Annotated in this window: 17 protein-coding genes; 9 read left to right on the top strand and 8 right to left on the bottom strand. The window is 61.3% G+C overall.

Going from position 1 to position 15,699, the window contains the following annotated elements:
• The first annotated feature begins 36 nt into the window (after positions 1-36).
• The 4 genes from J5M72_RS15125 (at position 37) to J5M72_RS15110 (ending at position 3,526) form a co-directional block, all read left to right on the top strand.
• Positions 37-471, top strand: coding sequence for a rhodanese-like domain-containing protein (locus J5M72_RS15125; RefSeq protein ID WP_207866182.1), 435 nt, complete (start codon positions 37-39; stop codon positions 469-471).
• 253 nt (positions 472-724) lie between these two features.
• Positions 725-1,504, top strand: a complete 780-nt coding sequence (locus tag J5M72_RS15120) for an ABC transporter substrate-binding protein (RefSeq protein WP_039767817.1) — start codon at positions 725-727, stop codon at positions 1,502-1,504.
• A gap of 126 nt (positions 1,505-1,630) precedes the next feature.
• The gene (locus J5M72_RS15115; RefSeq protein WP_207866180.1) at positions 1,631-2,743 is read left to right on the top strand and encodes a succinylglutamate desuccinylase/aspartoacylase family protein; all 1,113 of its coding nucleotides are present in this window, start codon (positions 1,631-1,633) and stop codon (positions 2,741-2,743) included.
• Between the two features lie 66 nt (positions 2,744-2,809).
• Positions 2,810-3,526 carry a dienelactone hydrolase family protein gene (locus J5M72_RS15110; protein ID WP_207866178.1) on the top strand — a complete coding sequence of 239 codons (717 nt, stop codon included), beginning with the start codon at positions 2,810-2,812 and terminating at the stop codon, positions 3,524-3,526.
• 3 nt (positions 3,527-3,529) lie between these two features.
• Here the strand turns inward: J5M72_RS15110 and J5M72_RS15105 are convergent, their stop codons facing one another.
• Positions 3,530-4,096 (bottom strand): hypothetical protein, encoded by a 567-nt coding sequence (locus J5M72_RS15105; RefSeq protein ID WP_207866176.1) that lies wholly within the window; start codon positions 4,094-4,096, stop codon positions 3,530-3,532.
• Between the two features lie 86 nt (positions 4,097-4,182).
• Entirely contained in the window at positions 4,183-4,956 is a 774-nt protein-coding gene (locus J5M72_RS15100; protein WP_207866174.1) for a hypothetical protein, read from the bottom strand.
• A 147-nt stretch (positions 4,957-5,103) separates the two neighbouring features.
• Between J5M72_RS15100 and J5M72_RS15095 the strand changes: the two genes are divergently transcribed.
• Both J5M72_RS15095 and J5M72_RS15090 read left to right on the top strand, forming a co-directional pair.
• The gene (locus J5M72_RS15095; protein WP_169429802.1) at positions 5,104-5,643 is read left to right on the top strand and encodes a chalcone isomerase family protein; all 540 of its coding nucleotides are present in this window, start codon (positions 5,104-5,106) and stop codon (positions 5,641-5,643) included.
• Between the two features lie 76 nt (positions 5,644-5,719).
• A complete protein-coding gene (locus J5M72_RS15090; protein ID WP_207866172.1) occupies positions 5,720-7,039 on the top strand; it encodes an Nramp family divalent metal transporter in 1,320 nt (439 codons plus the stop codon).
• On the opposite strand, the gene J5M72_RS15085 is transcribed toward J5M72_RS15090, so the two are convergent.
• A complete protein-coding gene (locus J5M72_RS15085; RefSeq protein WP_207866216.1) occupies positions 7,036-7,929 on the bottom strand; it encodes a LysR family transcriptional regulator in 894 nt (297 codons plus the stop codon). The two genes, J5M72_RS15090 and J5M72_RS15085, sit on opposite strands and share 4 nt — an antisense overlap.
• 18 nt (positions 7,930-7,947) lie before the next feature.
• Here J5M72_RS15085 and J5M72_RS15080 point away from each other — a divergent pair, with 18 nt between their 5' ends.
• Entirely contained in the window at positions 7,948-8,646 is a 699-nt protein-coding gene (locus J5M72_RS15080; RefSeq protein ID WP_207866169.1) for an NADPH-dependent F420 reductase, read from the top strand.
• A gap of 105 nt (positions 8,647-8,751) precedes the next feature.
• On the opposite strand, the gene J5M72_RS15075 is transcribed toward J5M72_RS15080, so the two are convergent.
• The 3 genes from J5M72_RS15075 to J5M72_RS15065 are packed head-to-tail and all read right to left on the bottom strand — an operon-like array spanning position 8,752 to position 11,333.
• Positions 8,752-9,933, bottom strand: coding sequence for an acetyl-CoA C-acetyltransferase (locus J5M72_RS15075; protein WP_169429805.1), 1,182 nt, complete (start codon positions 9,931-9,933; stop codon positions 8,752-8,754).
• Positions 9,934-9,944: 11 nt separating this feature from the next.
• Positions 9,945-10,610 carry a CoA transferase subunit B gene (locus J5M72_RS15070; RefSeq protein ID WP_207866167.1) on the bottom strand — a complete coding sequence of 222 codons (666 nt, stop codon included), beginning with the start codon at positions 10,608-10,610 and terminating at the stop codon, positions 9,945-9,947.
• Between the two features lie 24 nt (positions 10,611-10,634).
• A complete protein-coding gene (locus J5M72_RS15065; RefSeq protein ID WP_085698663.1) occupies positions 10,635-11,333 on the bottom strand; it encodes a CoA transferase subunit A in 699 nt (232 codons plus the stop codon).
• Between the two features lie 169 nt (positions 11,334-11,502).
• Between J5M72_RS15065 and J5M72_RS15060 the strand changes: the two genes are divergently transcribed.
• A complete protein-coding gene (locus J5M72_RS15060) occupies positions 11,503-12,381 on the top strand; it encodes a LysR family transcriptional regulator (protein WP_169429808.1) in 879 nt (292 codons plus the stop codon).
• A gap of 13 nt (positions 12,382-12,394) precedes the next feature.
• Here the strand turns inward: J5M72_RS15060 and J5M72_RS15055 are convergent, their stop codons facing one another.
• Both J5M72_RS15055 and J5M72_RS15050 read right to left on the bottom strand, forming a co-directional pair.
• Complete coding sequence (locus tag J5M72_RS15055) at positions 12,395-13,234, bottom strand: NAD-dependent protein deacetylase (RefSeq protein WP_169429809.1); 840 nt, start codon at positions 13,232-13,234, stop codon at positions 12,395-12,397.
• Positions 13,235-13,315: 81 nt separating this feature from the next.
• Complete coding sequence (locus tag J5M72_RS15050; protein ID WP_169429810.1) at positions 13,316-14,362, bottom strand: class I SAM-dependent methyltransferase; 1,047 nt, start codon at positions 14,360-14,362, stop codon at positions 13,316-13,318.
• A 448-nt stretch (positions 14,363-14,810) separates the two neighbouring features.
• Between J5M72_RS15050 and J5M72_RS15045 the strand changes: the two genes are divergently transcribed.
• Positions 14,811-15,344 (top strand): hypothetical protein, encoded by a 534-nt coding sequence (locus J5M72_RS15045; protein ID WP_207866165.1) that lies wholly within the window; start codon positions 14,811-14,813, stop codon positions 15,342-15,344.
• Positions 15,345-15,699: the final 355 nt, after the last annotated feature.

The following is a 15,699-nucleotide window of genomic DNA, read 5'->3' as shown; positions in this document are numbered from 1 at the left end:
CTGTTCATCCCTTCACCGATGCAGGAGCAACACAACATGCCCAGCCTGGTTCGCCAATTTCCCGCAGCCCCTTCGGCCATTGCCCTGATGCACTTCAGCAACCGTCTGACCTTCGAAACCGATTGTTCCGACGTCTTCAGCAGCCAGGAGGCGGGCGAGGTCGATTTCGTGCTGGTGGACGTGCGCGGACCTCTGGCCTTCGAGCGCGGCCATGTGCCGGGGGCGATCAACATTCCGGGGCGTCTGCTGACGGCCGAAGCGCTGGCGGACTACCCGACCTCCACACTGTTCGTAGTCTATTGCGCCGGGCCCCACTGCAACGGCGCCAACAAGGCGGCGGTGAAGCTGGCGGCGTTAGGCTATCCGGTCAAGGAGATGATCGGCGGGGTGACCGGCTGGCTGGATGAAGGCTTTCAGTTGAGTGTTACGACACCGCGCGTCGCCACTGCCCCGATCGCTTGCGATTGCTGATAACCGGAAAGTTGCCGCTTCGGCGGCACCTTTGTCCGCTTTGTCCTACAACCCTTGCACCGCTCCGGCGCACACTTTTCCCATGTGATGGCACTCGCCGATTTTCTGCAAGTATTTGTCGCTTAAACACAATTTGCCCCGTGCGCGCCGCCATAGACTGCCGGCCACTTCGGTTTCTTTGCGCTCCATAGCCCAAGGCCGAACCTGACAATCGAAAGCTGCCAATAAAAGCCTCCGCACACGGGAGTAATAAATGAAAAAGCTGGTTATGTTCGGTGCCCTGGCACTGTCGATGTTGTCCCTGACCGCCGTGGCCGAAGACGCCAAACCGATTCGGATCGGTATCGAAGCCGGTTACCCGCCATTCTCGATGAAAACCCCTGACGGCAAACTGGCCGGTTTCGACGTGGACATCGGCGATGCGCTGTGTGAGCAGATGAAAGTCAAATGCACCTGGGTCGAGCAAGAGTTTGACGGCCTGATCCCGGCGCTGAAAGTGAAGAAGATCGACGCGATCCTGTCCTCGATGACCATCACGGACGACCGCAAGAAAAACGTCGATTTCACCATCAAGTACTACCACACCCCGGCGCGCTTCGTGATGAAGGCCGGCTCCGGCGTGAAAGACCCGCTGGTTGAGCTCAAAGGCAAGAAAGTCGGCGTGCTGCGCGCCAGTACCCACGACCGCTACGCCACCGAAGTGCTGGTACCGGCCGGGATCGAACTGGTGCGTTACGGCTCGCAGCAGGAAGCCAACCTGGATATGGTGTCCGGTCGTATCGATGCGATGCTGGCCGACTCGGTCAACCTGAGCGACGGCTTCCTGAAAACCGACGCCGGCAAAGGCTTCGAATTCGTTGGCCCGACCTACGAAGACGCCAAATACTTCGGCGGTGGCGCCGGTATTGCAGTGCGTAAGGGCGATACCGAGCTGGCGGAGAAATTCAACGCCGCCATCAACGAAATCCGCGCCAACGGCAAGTACAAGCAAGTGCAGGACAAGTACTTCGACTTTGACGTGTACGGCCATTAATACGCCGTAGAAAAAAGTGGCCCCGTTGACGCGGTGGCCACTTTTTTTGGCCCGTGATTTATCCTGTCAGCACATTTCCAATGCAGTCACTAGGTAGCAGCGACTGCAGAATTTCTGGAGTTCCCCATGCAACGCATCGACCATGTTCTGCCCTGGAGCCATCTGGGCAGCGAACGCTCCCTCAGCGTCTTCCGTTACGGCGTCGGCCCACGCAAGGTTTATATCCAGGCCAGTCTGCACGCCGATGAGCTGCCGGGCATGCGCACTGCGTGGGAACTGAAAAAACGCCTGGCCGAGCTGGAGAGCAACGGCCAGTTGCAAGGCGTGATCGAACTGGTGCCGGTGGCCAACCCGATCGGTCTCGATCAACACCTGCAAGGCAGTCACATGGGCCGCTTCGAGCTGGGCAGCGGCAGGAACTTCAACCGCTCCTTTGTCGAACTCAGTGCGCCAGTGGCCGAGCGCATCGGGAATCTGCTGGGCAGCGATGCCGAAGCCAACATTGCGCTGATCCGCCAGACCATGGGCCAAGTGCTCGACGGATTGCCGGCCCCGGCCTCGCAACTGGAAGCGCTGCACCGTCTCTTGCTGCGCCACGCCTGCGAGGCCGACATCACCCTCGATCTGCACTGCGACTTCGATGCCGCAATTCATCTCTACGCCTTGCCGCAGCACTGGCCGCAGTGGCAATCCCTCGCCGCACGCCTGAAGGCTGGCGTGGCGCTGTTGTGTGAGGACTCTGGCGGCAGTTCTTTTGACGAATCCTGCTCCACGCCGTGGTTGCGCCTGGCGCGGATGTTCCCGGAGGCGGCGATTCCGCCGGCCAACCTCGCCACCACCCTGGAGCTGGGCAGCATGGGCGACACCCGCGTCGATCAGGCTCAGGCCAATTGCGAGGCGATCCTGGGCTTTTTGGCCGAACAGGGCTTCATCAGCGGCGAATGGCCGAAAGCGCCGGAGGAGTGCTGCGAAGGCATGCCGTTCGAAGGCACCGAATACCTGTTCGCCCCGCATCATGGCGTAGTGAGTTTCCTGCGTGATGCCGGTGAGTGGGTCGAGCGCGGTGATGCGCTGTTTGAAGTGGTCGATCCGTTGAACGACCGCGTGACCACCGTGCGCGCCGGCACCAGCGGCGTGTTGTTCGCCATAGATCGCGGTCGCTACACCCAGCCGGGGATCTGGCAGGCGAAGGTGGCGGGGCGCGAGCCGATTCGGGCGGGCAAGCTGATCAACGACTGACAGCCCATCTTCTGGATCGCAGTGTTAGGCTCTGTCGCGAACCCTGCACTGTGTGAAGGAAGGCTTATGTTGAAGGTGTTTGCTCTGCTGACTCTCCTGGCGTCCAGCGCCGTCCATGCTCAAACCTCGCTGCAAACCGATCTGCCACTCAACTACCTGGCCCAGGTGCACCCGGACGCCGAACCGCGTCCGCTGGTGGTTTTCCTGCATGGCTACGGCAGTAATGAAGCCGATCTGATCGGCATGAAATTTCAGCTGCCCAAGCAGTACAACTACCTGTCGGTGCAGGCGCCGATGGCGTTGGGGGAAGGGCGTTTCCAATGGTTTCGCAAGAAAGGCGACGGTGCCTACAACGGCGAGACTGATGATCTGAAGGCCAGCAGCCAGAAACTGCGGGCCTTTATCGCCGCTGCGGCGCAGAAATATCACGCCCAACCGGAGAAGGTGTACCTGATCGGTTTCAGCCAGGGCGCGATGATGACCTACGAGGTGGGGTTGAGGCAGCCGGCGGCGGTCGGAGGCATCGCCGCGTTGAGCGGGCGGGTGTTGCCGGTGCTCAAGAGCGAGCTGACATCAGCGCAACAACATCCGCCGCTGGAGATCTTCATCGGCCATGGCACGGCGGATGACCGGGTCCCCTACACGGGCGCCACTGCGGCCAAAGAGTTGCTCGAAAAGCTGGACTACACACCGGCATTCCATGCCTATCCCGGCGTCGGCCACAGCATCAGCGCGGCCGAGCTTCGGGATCTGAACGACTGGTTGCAGCGACTCAACCCCTGAGCATCACTTTTCCTTGAGGATGGTTTTCACCAGCGCCTCGTGACCGCTCTTGTCGCTGGCCCGGGAAATCACCTGGACCAGCGCCATGCGCGTGCCGGAACCGGCCAGCAACGTGGTGTTGAGGGTCTGGCCGCCGCCCTGGGTGGCGGTGCTGTCGACCTGACGCAGGCCCAGGCCATTGCTTTTCTGGGTCAGGCTCTTTTCGCTGAGCTTGTTGAAGTCTGGCAGGGCCTTGCGCTGAGCGTCGATGAAATCGGATACGGTGCCGTCGAGGAACGCACTGTCGTTGTCCTTGACGTTGTTGCCTTCGGGAATCTGGTTTTCGGCGGTGATGACCACCGTCTTGGTGGCATCGTTGGTGTACATCATGCCTTTGGCGCCGGTCGGACCGGCCGGCAGCGGGTCGCCGACGAAGCCCTTGGGCAGGACGAAACTGAATTTGCCGTCGAGCATCGAGACTTTCTCGGTGACAGCCTTCTCTTTGGCCTTGGCTGCCTGAGCATTGATGGCGCCGAAACCGGCCACCGCCGCCAGCAACAGGACGACGGCTTTCTTGCTAAGCAATGACATTCGAATCTCCGAGGGATGGTCGCGCTTGGGCGGCGATCATCCCACGGAGCACACCCGGCACTCCAGAGCGGTTTGTCCGGGCGAGGTCAGTTCGGCGACGGCGCAGGCGCCGGTTTGGCCAGCAACTGCCGGGTGACCCCGAGCATCGCCACCGAAACGGCCACCGCCACCACGAAGCCACCGAAACCAAGACCTGGAACTGTCAGCGCCAAGACCAGACAAAACGCCGAGAACGAATACATCCCTGTCGCCGTCGCCCGCAACAGCGCGGCAGTAAACGCCGGGCCACGGGTCTGCTGGGAAAACACCGCCATCACACTGCCGAGCACCGGGAACACCGCGAGCAATCCGCTCCAGCGCTCGCCCACCGTGCTGGCCAGCATCGTCACCACCAGCGTCAACGCCGCCCCGGCGATCATCCGCCACACCAGTTTGTCCGACTTCGGCGCTGGGCCGCTGACCACCGGTTGCACCTTGGGAAACAGGTACGGCGCAGCAAGAAGGGCAGTCGCAGCGGCGGCGACGGAGAAGGGCAACGACGCCGGAATCAGCGACAGGATCAGCGCCAGCACGGCCCAGACCGAAAGAGAAACCACCAGCGCCAACAGCCAGTTCGCCCGCTGCGCCACCTGCGCATAAGTGACGCAAAACGCGATCATCGCAAACATGGCCGACAGCGCCGCGACCGCCGATTGCGCGGCAAACGCCGGGCCTTGTTCGATGGCGAGGAAAAACAGAATCGGCCCGACCACCACCGGCAACCCCGACAGCCACCCGGCAACGCTGGGGCCCCAACGCTTGCCGGCGAGGGAAATCAGCAGCAGAAAACCGGGAATCAGCAGCAGTTTGAGGATCAGCACGCAGGTGTCTCCATCGGGTCAGAGGTGGCCACGTTAGCATTGTCGTGAATGGATTGCAGAAGATGCATGCAAAAAATGTATACAAAGTGTCGGGCGTGATCGCCGACTATGCTCTGACTATCAGGGTTTACCGGAGTCGATGCCGCAATGAGCAGAACACCGAAGGTGTTGCGTGGATGCTGCGGTATCGGCTTGTGGGCCTTGCTGCTGACGCCCACCTGGGCCAGTTGGCAGGACGCGGTGCCCGGCGCGCAGATCATCGGCACCGGCGATTTCAGCGTGTTCGGTTTCGACATTTATAACGCCCGGTTGTGGAGCGCCGCGCGTCCATTGGCTGACGGTCAGCCTTTTGCCCTGGAGTTGATCTACCGACGCAACGTGTCCCGCGATGATCTGGTCAAGGCCAGTGTTGATGAGATCAAGCGCCTGGCGGGTTCCTCCATCAGCCCGGCGCAATTGGCGGTGTGGCAGGTCCAGATGCAGCAATCGTTCGTCGACGTCCAGGCCGGCACGCGGATTACCGGGGTGTATCTGCCGGGGCAGGGCGCGCGGTTCTTTGTCGGTCAACAGTTGCAGCATGAAATCGATGATCCGCAGTTCGCCCGGGCGTTTTTCGACATCTGGCTCGACCCGCGCACACGCAGTCCCGAGTTGCGTCAGCAATTGCTCGGCACTGCCAAACCCTGAGCGCAGCACGTCTGCTCTTGGGCACGCCGACTGAAACGTCTAAGCTGCGCCTTTCGACTTGTTTCTGGATGTGTGCGTGAAATTCAGTTTGCCCAAAATCGCCACCGCGCCGTTCTGCCCGCCGGAAGTGGCCGGCAGTGTCCCGGTGGATCCGAATGCCTCGTTCTTCAAACGCGTGCTGCGTTTTGCCGGCCCCGGTTTGCTGGTGTCGATCGGCTACATGGACCCGGGCAACTGGGCCACCGCAATCGAGGCCGGTTCGCGCTTTGGTTACAGCCTGTTGTTCGTGGTGTTGCTGGCGAGCCTGGCGGGCATGGTCGTGCAATGCCTGTGTTCGCGGCTGGGCATCGCCACCGGGCGTGATCTGGCGCAGCTGTCCCGCGAGCGTTACAGCACTTCTACGGCACGGCTGCAATGGGTGCTGGCGGAAATCTCGATCATTGCCACTGACCTGGCAGAAGTGCTTGGTTGCGCACTGGCGTTTCACTTGTTGCTGGGTTGTTCGCTGACATTTGGCATCGCCCTGACCGCATTCGATACGTTACTGGTGTTGGCCCTGCAAAACCGCGGTTTCCGGCGGTTGGAAGCGATCATGCTGGTGCTGGTGGGCACCATCGGCGTGTGCTTCTTCGTTGAATTGTTGCTGATCAAACCGTACTGGCCAGACGTCGCTCAAGGTTTCAAGCCGTCACTGTCGGCGATCAGCGAGGCGGCGCCGCTGTACCTGGCCATCGGCATCCTCGGCGCCACGGTGATGCCGCACAACTTGTACCTGCACACCTCGATCGTACAAACGCGACTGATCGGTCAAGACCTCGCGAGCAAACAGGATGCAGTGAATCTGGCACGCATCGACACCATCGGCTCGCTGGCGCTGGCGTTGCTGGTCAACGCGGCGATCCTGATCCTTGCGGCGGCAGCCTTTCATCAGTCCGGGCACACCGACGTGGTGGACATCCAGGACGCCTATCACTTGCTCGATCCGCTGGTGGGCGGCGCGCTGGCCAGTGTGCTGTTCGGCGTGGCGCTGCTGGCGTCGGGGCAGAGTTCAACCTTCACCGGCACCATCGCCGGGCAAGTGATCATGGAGGGCTACCTGAACCTGCGGATTCCCTGCTGGCAACGACGCCTGATCACCCGTGGGCTGGCGCTGATTCCGGCGTTCATCGGCGTGTGGCTGATGGGCGACGGCGCGGTGGGCAAGTTGCTGGTGTTGAGTCAGGTGGTGCTGAGCCTGCAATTGCCGTTTGCGCTGTATCCGCTGATTCGCATGACCAACGACAAACAGCTGATGGGGCCGTTTGTGAATCGCTGGCCGACGCGGGTGCTGGCGTGGGGGTTGTTTGTAGTGATCAGCGGCGCCAATGCCTGGCTGATTCTGCAGTTGGCCGCCTAACGGCCGAAAGCATCCACCACAAAATCAATGAACACCCGAGTCTTGGCCGGCATCAAGGTGCGGCTCGGGTAGTACAGCGATATCGCCCCGGCATCGCACTGCCAGTCGGGCAACAGCCGCACCAGTTCACCGCGCTCGATCTGCGCGCTGACATCGGGCAACACCAGCATCGTCACCCCGAGGCCCAGCAGCGCAGCCTTGCGCATGGCCATTGGATCGTTCAGCACAATATTCGGATTGAGCAGGGCGCTGGCCTGTTCGCCAGCGTCGTTGTGCATCTGCCATTGGCGAATGCGCCCGGTGCGCAGGCCGCGCATGACGATGCCCTGGTGATCGGCGAGGTCTGTCGGATGTCGGGGCAGGGCGCGTCCGGCCAGATAGGCCGGTGAGGCCACTGCCAATATTTCAGCAGACGCCAGTCGCCGGGAAACCACCCCGGGCGTCAGCTCGAATCCGCCGCCAATCGCCACGTCGTAGCCCTCGGCGATCAAATCCACCTGGCGATTCTCGAAGTGCCACTCCGGGCGAATCAGCGGATAGCGCGCCAGAAAGTCCGGCAACAGCGGCAGCATGTGATCGATGCCGAACGTCGGTGGCAGGCTGATCTTGAGCACACCCGCCGGCTCCCCGCGCGCGGTCGCCACCGTCGCAATCGCGGCCTGCAAGGCATCGAGGTTGCCGCCGATACTCGCCAGAAAACCTTCGCCGGCCTCGGTCAGCGACAGCTTGCGGGTCGAGCGCTGGAACAGTCGCACGCCGAGGTTGCGTTCCAGAATCGCCACGTTACGGCTGACCGCCGCCGGGGTCAGTGCGAGTAGCCGTGCTGCGGCGGAGAAACTGCCGGTCTCGGCGCTGCGGACGAAGGATTCAAGATTGGCGAGGGTTTCCATGGTTTCGACCTGATAGCAATGCTTGAAGATCATTCAAGGCATTACCGGCTAATCAAGTGGGAATGGCAAGTGCAAGATTGGTTTCGAGTCTTACCCCACTTTCTGGAGAACACCATGAGCACTATCGGAATCATCGGCGCTGGCGCCATCGGTTCAGCGTTTGCCAAAGCCTTGTCGCGTCAGGGCATCCCGTTGGTCATCGCCAACAGTCGCGGGCCGGAGACCTTGGCCGAACTGGTGGCAGAACTCGGTCCGACCGCCCGCGCCGTTACCCGTGAAGAAGCCGCTGCCCAGGACATCGTGCTGGTCGCGGTGAACTGGTCGAAACTGCCGACAGCGCTGGCCGGGCTGCCGGACTTTGGCGGGCGGATCGTCATCGACGCCAACAACTCGATTGAAGCGCCGTCGTTCAAACCGGTGGATTTGCAGGGGCGGACGTCCAGCGAAGTGTTCGCTGAGTGGGTGCCGGGTGCGCGGGTGGTCAAGGCATTCAACCATTTGCTGGCGCGTTTGCTGGAGGCGGATCCGGCGTCGGAGGGTGGCAAGCGCGTGTTGTTCCTGTCCGGGGATGACGCTCAGGCCAAGGCTGAAGTGGGTGCGTTGATCGATCAGCTCGGCTTCTTCGGTATCGATCTGGGCGAGCTGAGCGTGGGTGCGCGACTGGTGCAGTTCCCCGGCGGACCATTGCCGGTGCTGAATCTGGTGAAGTTCGCCTGACGGCCGGGCAAAAAAATACCCGGTGCGACGTGAGTCGTACCGGGTTTGTTGCCAACGGGCCATGGATGTCGTGGATCCACTGCCCGCTGTTGAACCTCTTTGCGCTTACGCGCGTTCCAGCGCCAGGGCCACGCCCTGACCGCCGCCGATGCACAGGGTCGCCAGGCCCTTTTTCGCATCACGCTTGATCATTTCGTGCAGCAGGGTCACCAGCACACGGCAGCCCGATGCACCGATCGGGTGACCGAGGGCGATGGCGCCGCCGTTGACGTTGACCTTGTCCAGATCCCATTGCAGATCCTTGGCCACCGCCAGCGATTGCGCGGCGAAGGCTTCGTTGGCTTCGATCAGGTCGAGCTGGCCGATGCTCCAGCCCGCCTTGTCCAGGCAGCGGCGAGTGGCCGACACCGGGCCGATGCCCATGATCGCCGGGTCGACGCCGGCGTTGGCGTAGGCGGCGATTTTCGCCAGGACCGGCAGGCCCAGAGCCTTGGCTTTTTCGGCGCTCATCAGAATGACGGCCGCCGCGCCGTCGTTCAGCGACGAAGCGTTGCCGGCGGTGACGCTGCCGTCCTTTTTGAAGGCCGGGCGCAGTTTGGCCAGGGATTCGGCGGTGGTGTCGCCCCGTGGCTGCTCGTCGACCTTGAACGCCACCGGATCGCCCTTGCGCTGCGGGATCAGGATCGGGGTGATTTCATCGACAAAACGGCCGGCCTCGATGGCTGCGGCGGCTTTCCGTTGCGAGGCTGCAGCGAAGGCGTCTTGCTGCTCGCGGCTGATCTCGTATTTCTCGACCAGGTTCTCGGCGGTGATGCCCATGTGGTAGTCGTTGAACGCATCCCACAGGCCGTCGCTGATCATCGTGTCGACGATTTGTGCGTGACCCATGCGCAGACCGGTGCGCGCGCCCGGCATCACATAGTTGGCCAGGCTCATGTTTTCCTGGCCGCCGGCGATGATCACGTCCGCGTCGCCGCAACGGATCGCCTGGGCACCGAGGTGCAGGGCCTTGAGGCCCGAGCCGCAGACCTTGTTCAGGGTCATGGCCGGCACGGCGTGGGGCAGGCCGGCCTTGATCGCCGACTGGCGCGCCGGGTTCTGGCCGGCGCCGGCGGTCAGCACCTGGCCCATGATCACTTCATCGACCTGAGCACCGTCCAGACCGGTCTGCTCAAGCAACTGGCGGATGACCGCCGCGCCCAGATCCACGGCGGAGACGGTGGCCAGCGAACCCTGGAAACTGCCGATCGCGGTACGCGTGGCGGCAACAATGACGACGTCTTGCATTTTCGAATTCCTCACTCGGCAGCGAACTGCATTTCCGGTACGTGATCCGGGACGATCAGTTTACCAGCGGTTTTGGCGACGATTTCCTCGACGCTGACGCCAGGTGCGCGTTCCTTGAGGACAAAAGCGCCATTTTCGATTTCCAGGTACGCCAGGTCGGTCAGCACGCGCTTGATGCAACCGGCACCGGTCAGCGGCAGGCTGCACTGGCTCAGCAACTTGGACTCACCGTCCTTGGACGCGTGGGTCATGATGACGATGATGTTGTCGGCGCCGGCCACCAGGTCCATCGCACCGCCCATGCCCTTGACCAGTTTGCCGGGAATCATCCACGAGGCGATGTTGCCTTGTACGTCCACTTCGAAGGCGCCCAGCACGGTCAGGTCGACATGACCGCCACGGATCATCGCGAAGGACTCGGCGGAGTTGAAGATCGAAGCGCCGATGCGCGCAGTCACAGTCTGTTTGCCGGCGTTGATCATGTCGGCATCAATAGTCTCTTCAGTCGGGAAAGGCCCCATGCCGAGCAGGCCGTTTTCCGATTGCAGCATGACTTCCATGCCTTCGGGGATGTAGTTGGCGACCAGGGTCGGAATGCCGATACCGAGGTTCACGTAGTAGCCGTCCTGCATTTCGCGGGCGACGCGTTGAGCCATTTGTTCGCGGGTAAGTGCCATGTTCTTGTTCTCCGTCAGCCTGGATTATTTGCGGATGGTGCGTTGTTCGATGCGTTTTTCGAACGTGCCGCAAATGACCCGGTCGACGTAGATGCCGGGCGTGTGGATGTGTGCCGGATCCAGCTCGCCGGGTTCGACGATTTCTTCGACTTCGACCACGGTGATCTTGCCGGCGGTGGCGGCCAGCGGGTTGAAGTTCTGCGCGGTGTGGCGGTAGATGACGTTGCCGAAGTGGTCGGCTTTCCAGCCTTTGACGATGGCAAAGTCGCCGGTGATGGATTCTTCCATCAGGTACTTGCGACCGTGGAATTCACGCACTTCCTTGCCTTCGGCGACCGGGGTGCCGACGCCGGTGGCGGTGAAGAACGCCGGGATGCCGGCACCGCCTGCGCGCATTTTTTCGGCGAGGGTGCCTTGCGGGGTCAGGACGACTTCGATGTCGCCTTTGAGCAGTTGCTCTTCGAACAGTTTGTTTTCGCCGACGTAGGAGGCGACCACCTTGCGGATCTGGCGGTCGGTCAGCAGCACGCCGAGGCCGAAGCCATCAACGCCGCAGTTGTTGGAGACGACGGTGAGGTCGCGGGTGCCCTTGCGCTTGATCTCGGCGATCAGGTTTTCCGGGATGCCGCACAGGCCGAAGCCGCCGGCGATTACGGTCATGCCGTCTTCAAGACCTGCCATGGCTTCCTCGTAGGAATACACGCGCTTGTCGAAACCTGCCATATGCACCTCTTTTATTGTTTGTCGGGCGGCTGGCTAGCCGAATGACTGGAGTGTCGCGCTGAAGGATATATTTGTTAAGTTGATTTTTAAGGTTGATTGATTGATAAAGCTCATCAAATCACTGTTCTCCGTGCTGATCGTTCAGCTTAGTCCCTTGAGTGAATCGTTCATGACCATCAAGCAGATGCGCGCCTTTCTCGCCGTGGCCCAGAGCCTGAGCTTTGCCGTGGCCTGCGAGCGCCTGCACCTGTCGCAGTCGGCGCTGAGCCTGACCATCAAGGCGCTGGAAGAAGGGTTGGGCGGGCGCCTGTTCAGCCGAAATACGCGCAACGTGGCGCTGACCCCGGAAGGGGAATCGCTGCTGCCGCTGGCCCGGCGCCTGATCGCCGACTGGGACAACGCCGAAGACGAAATGCGCCAGCGCTTCAGCCTGCAACGGGGGCGGGTGACGCTGGCGGCGATGCCGTCGTTTGCCGGCAATCTGCTGCCGCCGATCCTCAAAACCTTCCGCGCGCGCTATCCGAACGTCAACGTCACGGTCAACGACGTGATCAACGAGCAAGTGCTGGAAATGGTCCGCGATCGTCAGGTCGAACTCGGCGTGGCGTTCGAGCCGATGCAAAACACTTCGCTGACCTTCACACCTCTATACAAGGATCGCTTTGTCGCGGTGGTGCCGCAGGATTCACCGCTCGCCCAGCGCACTGACATCGACTGGCAGACCTTGCTGCAGGAACCGTTCATCACCCTGCAACGACCGTCCACGGTACGGGTGATGCTGGAGGAACATTTGCAAGCCCGGGGCATGAAACTGCCGGTGGAGTTTGAAAGCCATCAACTGGCAACGGTCGGGCGGATGGTGGCTAGCGGGTTGGGCGTCAGTGCGGTGCCAGCCTTGTGTGCCGGGCAGATGCGCGAACTGGGCGCGCATTGCCTGACCTTGCACGAGCCGGTGGTGGAGCGGGCGATTGGCGTGCTGACGGATCCGGGGAATGAGTTGTCGGCGGCGGCGCAGGCGCTTTTTGACATTCTCAGGGTTGAACACTGACTTTGGGAGGCCGCTAAGTCAGGCGTTCTGCCAGTAGCGGCAGCAGCTGTTCGCACGACTCCTCAATCTTCAAATCCAGCAACTCGTCCGCCCGCGTTTTGCCGAGATTGATCGCAATCAACGGCTTGCCCCGATCCGCAATCACCCGGCACAGGCGAAACGCCGAATACGCCATCAACGACGAACCAACCACCAGCATCCCGGCTGCGTTCTCTGCCGCCGCCATGGCCCGCGCCGCCGTCGGTTGCGCGACGTTCTCACCAAAAAACACCACGTCCGGCTTCATCCGCTCACCTTCACAATGCGGACAATGCGGCACCTGGAAACGTGCCTCGAAAGCCGGATCAAGCAGGGTATCGCCGTCCGGCGCCTGCACAGCATCGACACCCGCCAGATATGGATTCTGCGTTTCCATCAGTTGCTGAATCGAATCCCGCTCGCTGCGCTGGCCGCAATCCAGGCACAGCACCCGATGCAGGCTGCCGTGCAGTTCGATGACATCGTGGCTGCCGGCCTGATCGTGCAAGGTATCGACATTCTGGGTGATCAATCCGCCGATCCGACCAAGGTTTTGCAGGCTGGCCAGCGCCTCGTGCGCGGCATTCGGTTGCGCCTGACGTACGCGTGGCCAACCGAGCATCGCCCGGGCCCAGTAGCGACGGCGCGACTCGGGTGCCGACAGAAATTCCTGATACATCATCGGCTGCCGGCCCCGCCGCACACCGTTGATGTCGCGGTAATCGGGGATGCCCGACGGCGTGCTGATACCGGCGCCGGTCAGCACCATGAAATCGCCGTCGGCCATGGCCTGTTGCAGGTAATCGAGGTGTTCGTGGAAGGGGCGGTCGAGCATGGTCAGCGCTCCGCAGGCTGTAAGTGCCTTGCAGGTTAGCACTGCCGGGCGCCTCTTTTCAGAGGCGCCCGCTGCCGACGTTTACTTGCGAGCCTCCAGGATCAGGTTGAACGGCGTCTGCGTCGCCCGCCGGAACTGCTTGAATCCGGCTTCACTGAACACTTTGCGCAAGCGCATCTCGCCGGCTTGCGCACCAAGACCCAGGCCCACTTCCTGAGACAGCGAGTTCGGCGTGCAAATGAACGTCGAGGCTGCATAGAACAAGCGCCCGACCGGGTTGATGTTGTCGTCCAGTGTGTCGTTGGCAAAGGGTTCGACCAACAGCACGGTGCCGTCGTCTTTCAGGCAATCGTAAGCATGCCGTGCGGCACCGACCGGGTCGCCCATGTCGTGCAGGCAGTCGAAATAGCAGATCAGGTCGTAGTCATCGCCGGGAAAGCTCTTCGCCGTTCCCTGGAAAAACCGCGCCCGGCTGCTCACTCCGCCTTCTTCGGCCCGCTGGGTGGCGACGCTCACCGAGGGCGCATGGTAGTCGAAACCGACGAAACGCGAGTTGGGATAGGCCTGGGCCATGATCACCGTGGAGGCGCCATGACCGCAGCCGACATCGGCGACCTTGGCGCCGTCTTCGAGTTTGGCCACCACGCCCTCCAGCGCCGGCAGCCATTCGGCGATCAAGTGCCCTTTGTAGCCGGGGCGGAAGAACCGTTCTGTGCCGGTGAACATGCACGGATGGTGATCGCCCCAAGGCAGGGCGCCATTGCCGCGCATGGCTTTGACCAGCTTGTCCTTGTCGTGGAAAAACGACGCCACCACGCCGAGCCCGCCGGCCACATAGACCGGCGAATCTTCCTTGGCCAGGGCCATGGCCTGTTCTTCCGGCAGACGGAACTTGCCGTCCAGGTGTTCCATGTAGCCTGAGGCGGCGTGGGCGCTGAGCCATTCGCGCACCAGGCGAGTGTTGCAGGCGGTTTTTTCGGCGAGGGTTTCCGGGGATATCGGCTGGCTGTCGGCCATGGCTTTATACAAACCAAGTTCTTCGCCGACGATGACATTGGCCAGCATCGCCGCGCCGCCCATGTCGTTGACCAGTTTGCCCATGAACTCGTTGAGTCTGGCCTCGTCCATGTCATGTGCTCCTGTCAAGGATCACAGTCCGGTGGTGATGGGGGTCGAGGCATTCACCACCGGGCGGTGGTCGTGGAAACGGGCAGGGCGACACTGCTGTCCTGCGTCCCCCTCGACTGGGTACTGATTGAGTCTAGTCGGTCTTCGTGCCGGCGAAAGCACGCTAGGCGCACTTCCTTACGCAACACGCAGATTTTGCCTACAACTTCGACGTGACGCGATCCCATATTCTGAATCGACTCGGTCGAGGCAAGGACTTTTGAGTGCTGAAGTCTTTGTTTATCTGTGAAGTCCGAAGCCACTTGCTTGCACAGGCTGATCAAATCCGCCGAGAAATCATCCCCGCTAAAAGCCATGAACTCTGTCGTCTTGCCGGGTTACTCACCGATGGTGCACGCGAGCCGAAGCGCAGAAATAAAATGATGCATTGGATGCCACGGAGAGCGAATTGACCGCCTACTTTCCACCGCTGTGCATAGGCGGATTGACGTACAACCTTTCTCATCTCGAACCCTTTACATTCAAGATTCAGAGTCAATTGGCGAAGCGTGATTTACGCGTGCATGTCACTTTTTCGAATCATTGTTTCAGCAAGGGATACGATCAAGACTTACATCCGGCTGAGGAGCCAATCCTGCTCGACCATGCCCAGCGACAGCGTACCTTTTGCATAATCCGCTACCGCCTTTCACTGTCACTGCCGCCAGTGATCAAGGGGTTGAATCATCCCCAGGCGAAAGTCAGTGAAACGGCGGCGATGCGAAACTGGGCGTACTCCATCATGATTGAGAACCCGAGCGGACCCTACCATGTCTTTTTTGAGTTACGCCGCGCTGCAGAAGGGAAGCCACAAGATCTCAACCTGGTCGTGGAAAGCGCCTACCACCAGACTGAAAAGCCGCCCAGGCTGTTCGGGAAAATGGGATTTATGCTGCTGTGCGGTAAGGTCTATCTTCGTCAACCGACCTCCACCAAGCGCTGACACCAGAAACGAAAAAAGGCGCCAAAGGCGCCTTTTTCGATTCGGTAAAGCAGATCCAGACACCACTTACGAACCGCCTTGCGCGATTACAGCTCTCGCTGCTGGGAAGCGCTCAATCTCATCTGGTCAGTCGCTTCGATGGGGGCAAAGCTAACGAAAACTGGCGCATACGTCAATGAATTCGTAACCCGTCGTTCACAAAGAAGTCAGCGGGTTCTGTATCCCATTGTGTACAGACCAGCCGCCGATACAAAACCCGCCACTTCCCGCGCATTACCCACACAGCCGCGATACACCCGCCGGTTTAACTGAGTCTGTCAGTCGCCATGCCCGGCGGCTCTTTTGCAGAGATCTT

This window comes from Pseudomonas sp. 58(2021), from assembly GCF_017491585.1.
Lineage (GTDB): Bacteria > Pseudomonadota > Gammaproteobacteria > Pseudomonadales > Pseudomonadaceae > Aquipseudomonas > Aquipseudomonas fluorescens_BT.
The sequence above is the reverse complement of the archived record's forward strand: the minus strand, read 5'-3'. Positions and strand labels throughout refer to the sequence as shown.

Bases quoted from the DNA above. Each gene is read 5' to 3' on its own strand.
- J5M72_RS15075 (WP_169429805.1), bottom strand. From the start codon at position 9,933: ATGCAAGACGTCGTCATTGTTGCCGCCACGCGTACCGCGATCGGCAGT.
- J5M72_RS15120 (WP_039767817.1), top strand. From the start codon at position 725: ATGAAAAAGCTGGTTATGTTCGGTGCCCTGGCACTGTCGATGTTGTCC.
- J5M72_RS15050 (WP_169429810.1), bottom strand. From the start codon at position 14,362: ATGGACGAGGCCAGACTCAACGAGTTCATGGGCAAACTGGTCAACGAC.
- J5M72_RS15070 (WP_207866167.1), bottom strand. From the start codon at position 10,610: ATGGCACTTACCCGCGAACAAATGGCTCAACGCGTCGCCCGCGAAATG.
- J5M72_RS15105 (WP_207866176.1), bottom strand. From the start codon at position 4,096: ATGTCATTGCTTAGCAAGAAAGCCGTCGTCCTGTTGCTGGCGGCGGTG.
- J5M72_RS15060 (WP_169429808.1), top strand. From the start codon at position 11,503: ATGACCATCAAGCAGATGCGCGCCTTTCTCGCCGTGGCCCAGAGCCTG.
- J5M72_RS15085 (WP_207866216.1), bottom strand. From the start codon at position 7,929: ATGGAAACCCTCGCCAATCTTGAATCCTTCGTCCGCAGCGCCGAGACC.
- J5M72_RS15080 (WP_207866169.1), top strand. From the start codon at position 7,948: ATGCTTGAAGATCATTCAAGGCATTACCGGCTAATCAAGTGGGAATGG.
- J5M72_RS15115 (WP_207866180.1), top strand. From the start codon at position 1,631: ATGCAACGCATCGACCATGTTCTGCCCTGGAGCCATCTGGGCAGCGAA.
- J5M72_RS15110 (WP_207866178.1), top strand. From the start codon at position 2,810: ATGTTGAAGGTGTTTGCTCTGCTGACTCTCCTGGCGTCCAGCGCCGTC.
- J5M72_RS15055 (WP_169429809.1), bottom strand. From the start codon at position 13,234: ATGCTCGACCGCCCCTTCCACGAACACCTCGATTACCTGCAACAGGCC.
- J5M72_RS15095 (WP_169429802.1), top strand. From the start codon at position 5,104: ATGAGCAGAACACCGAAGGTGTTGCGTGGATGCTGCGGTATCGGCTTG.
- J5M72_RS15125 (WP_207866182.1), top strand. From the start codon at position 37: ATGCCCAGCCTGGTTCGCCAATTTCCCGCAGCCCCTTCGGCCATTGCC.
- J5M72_RS15065 (WP_085698663.1), bottom strand. From the start codon at position 11,333: ATGGCAGGTTTCGACAAGCGCGTGTATTCCTACGAGGAAGCCATGGCA.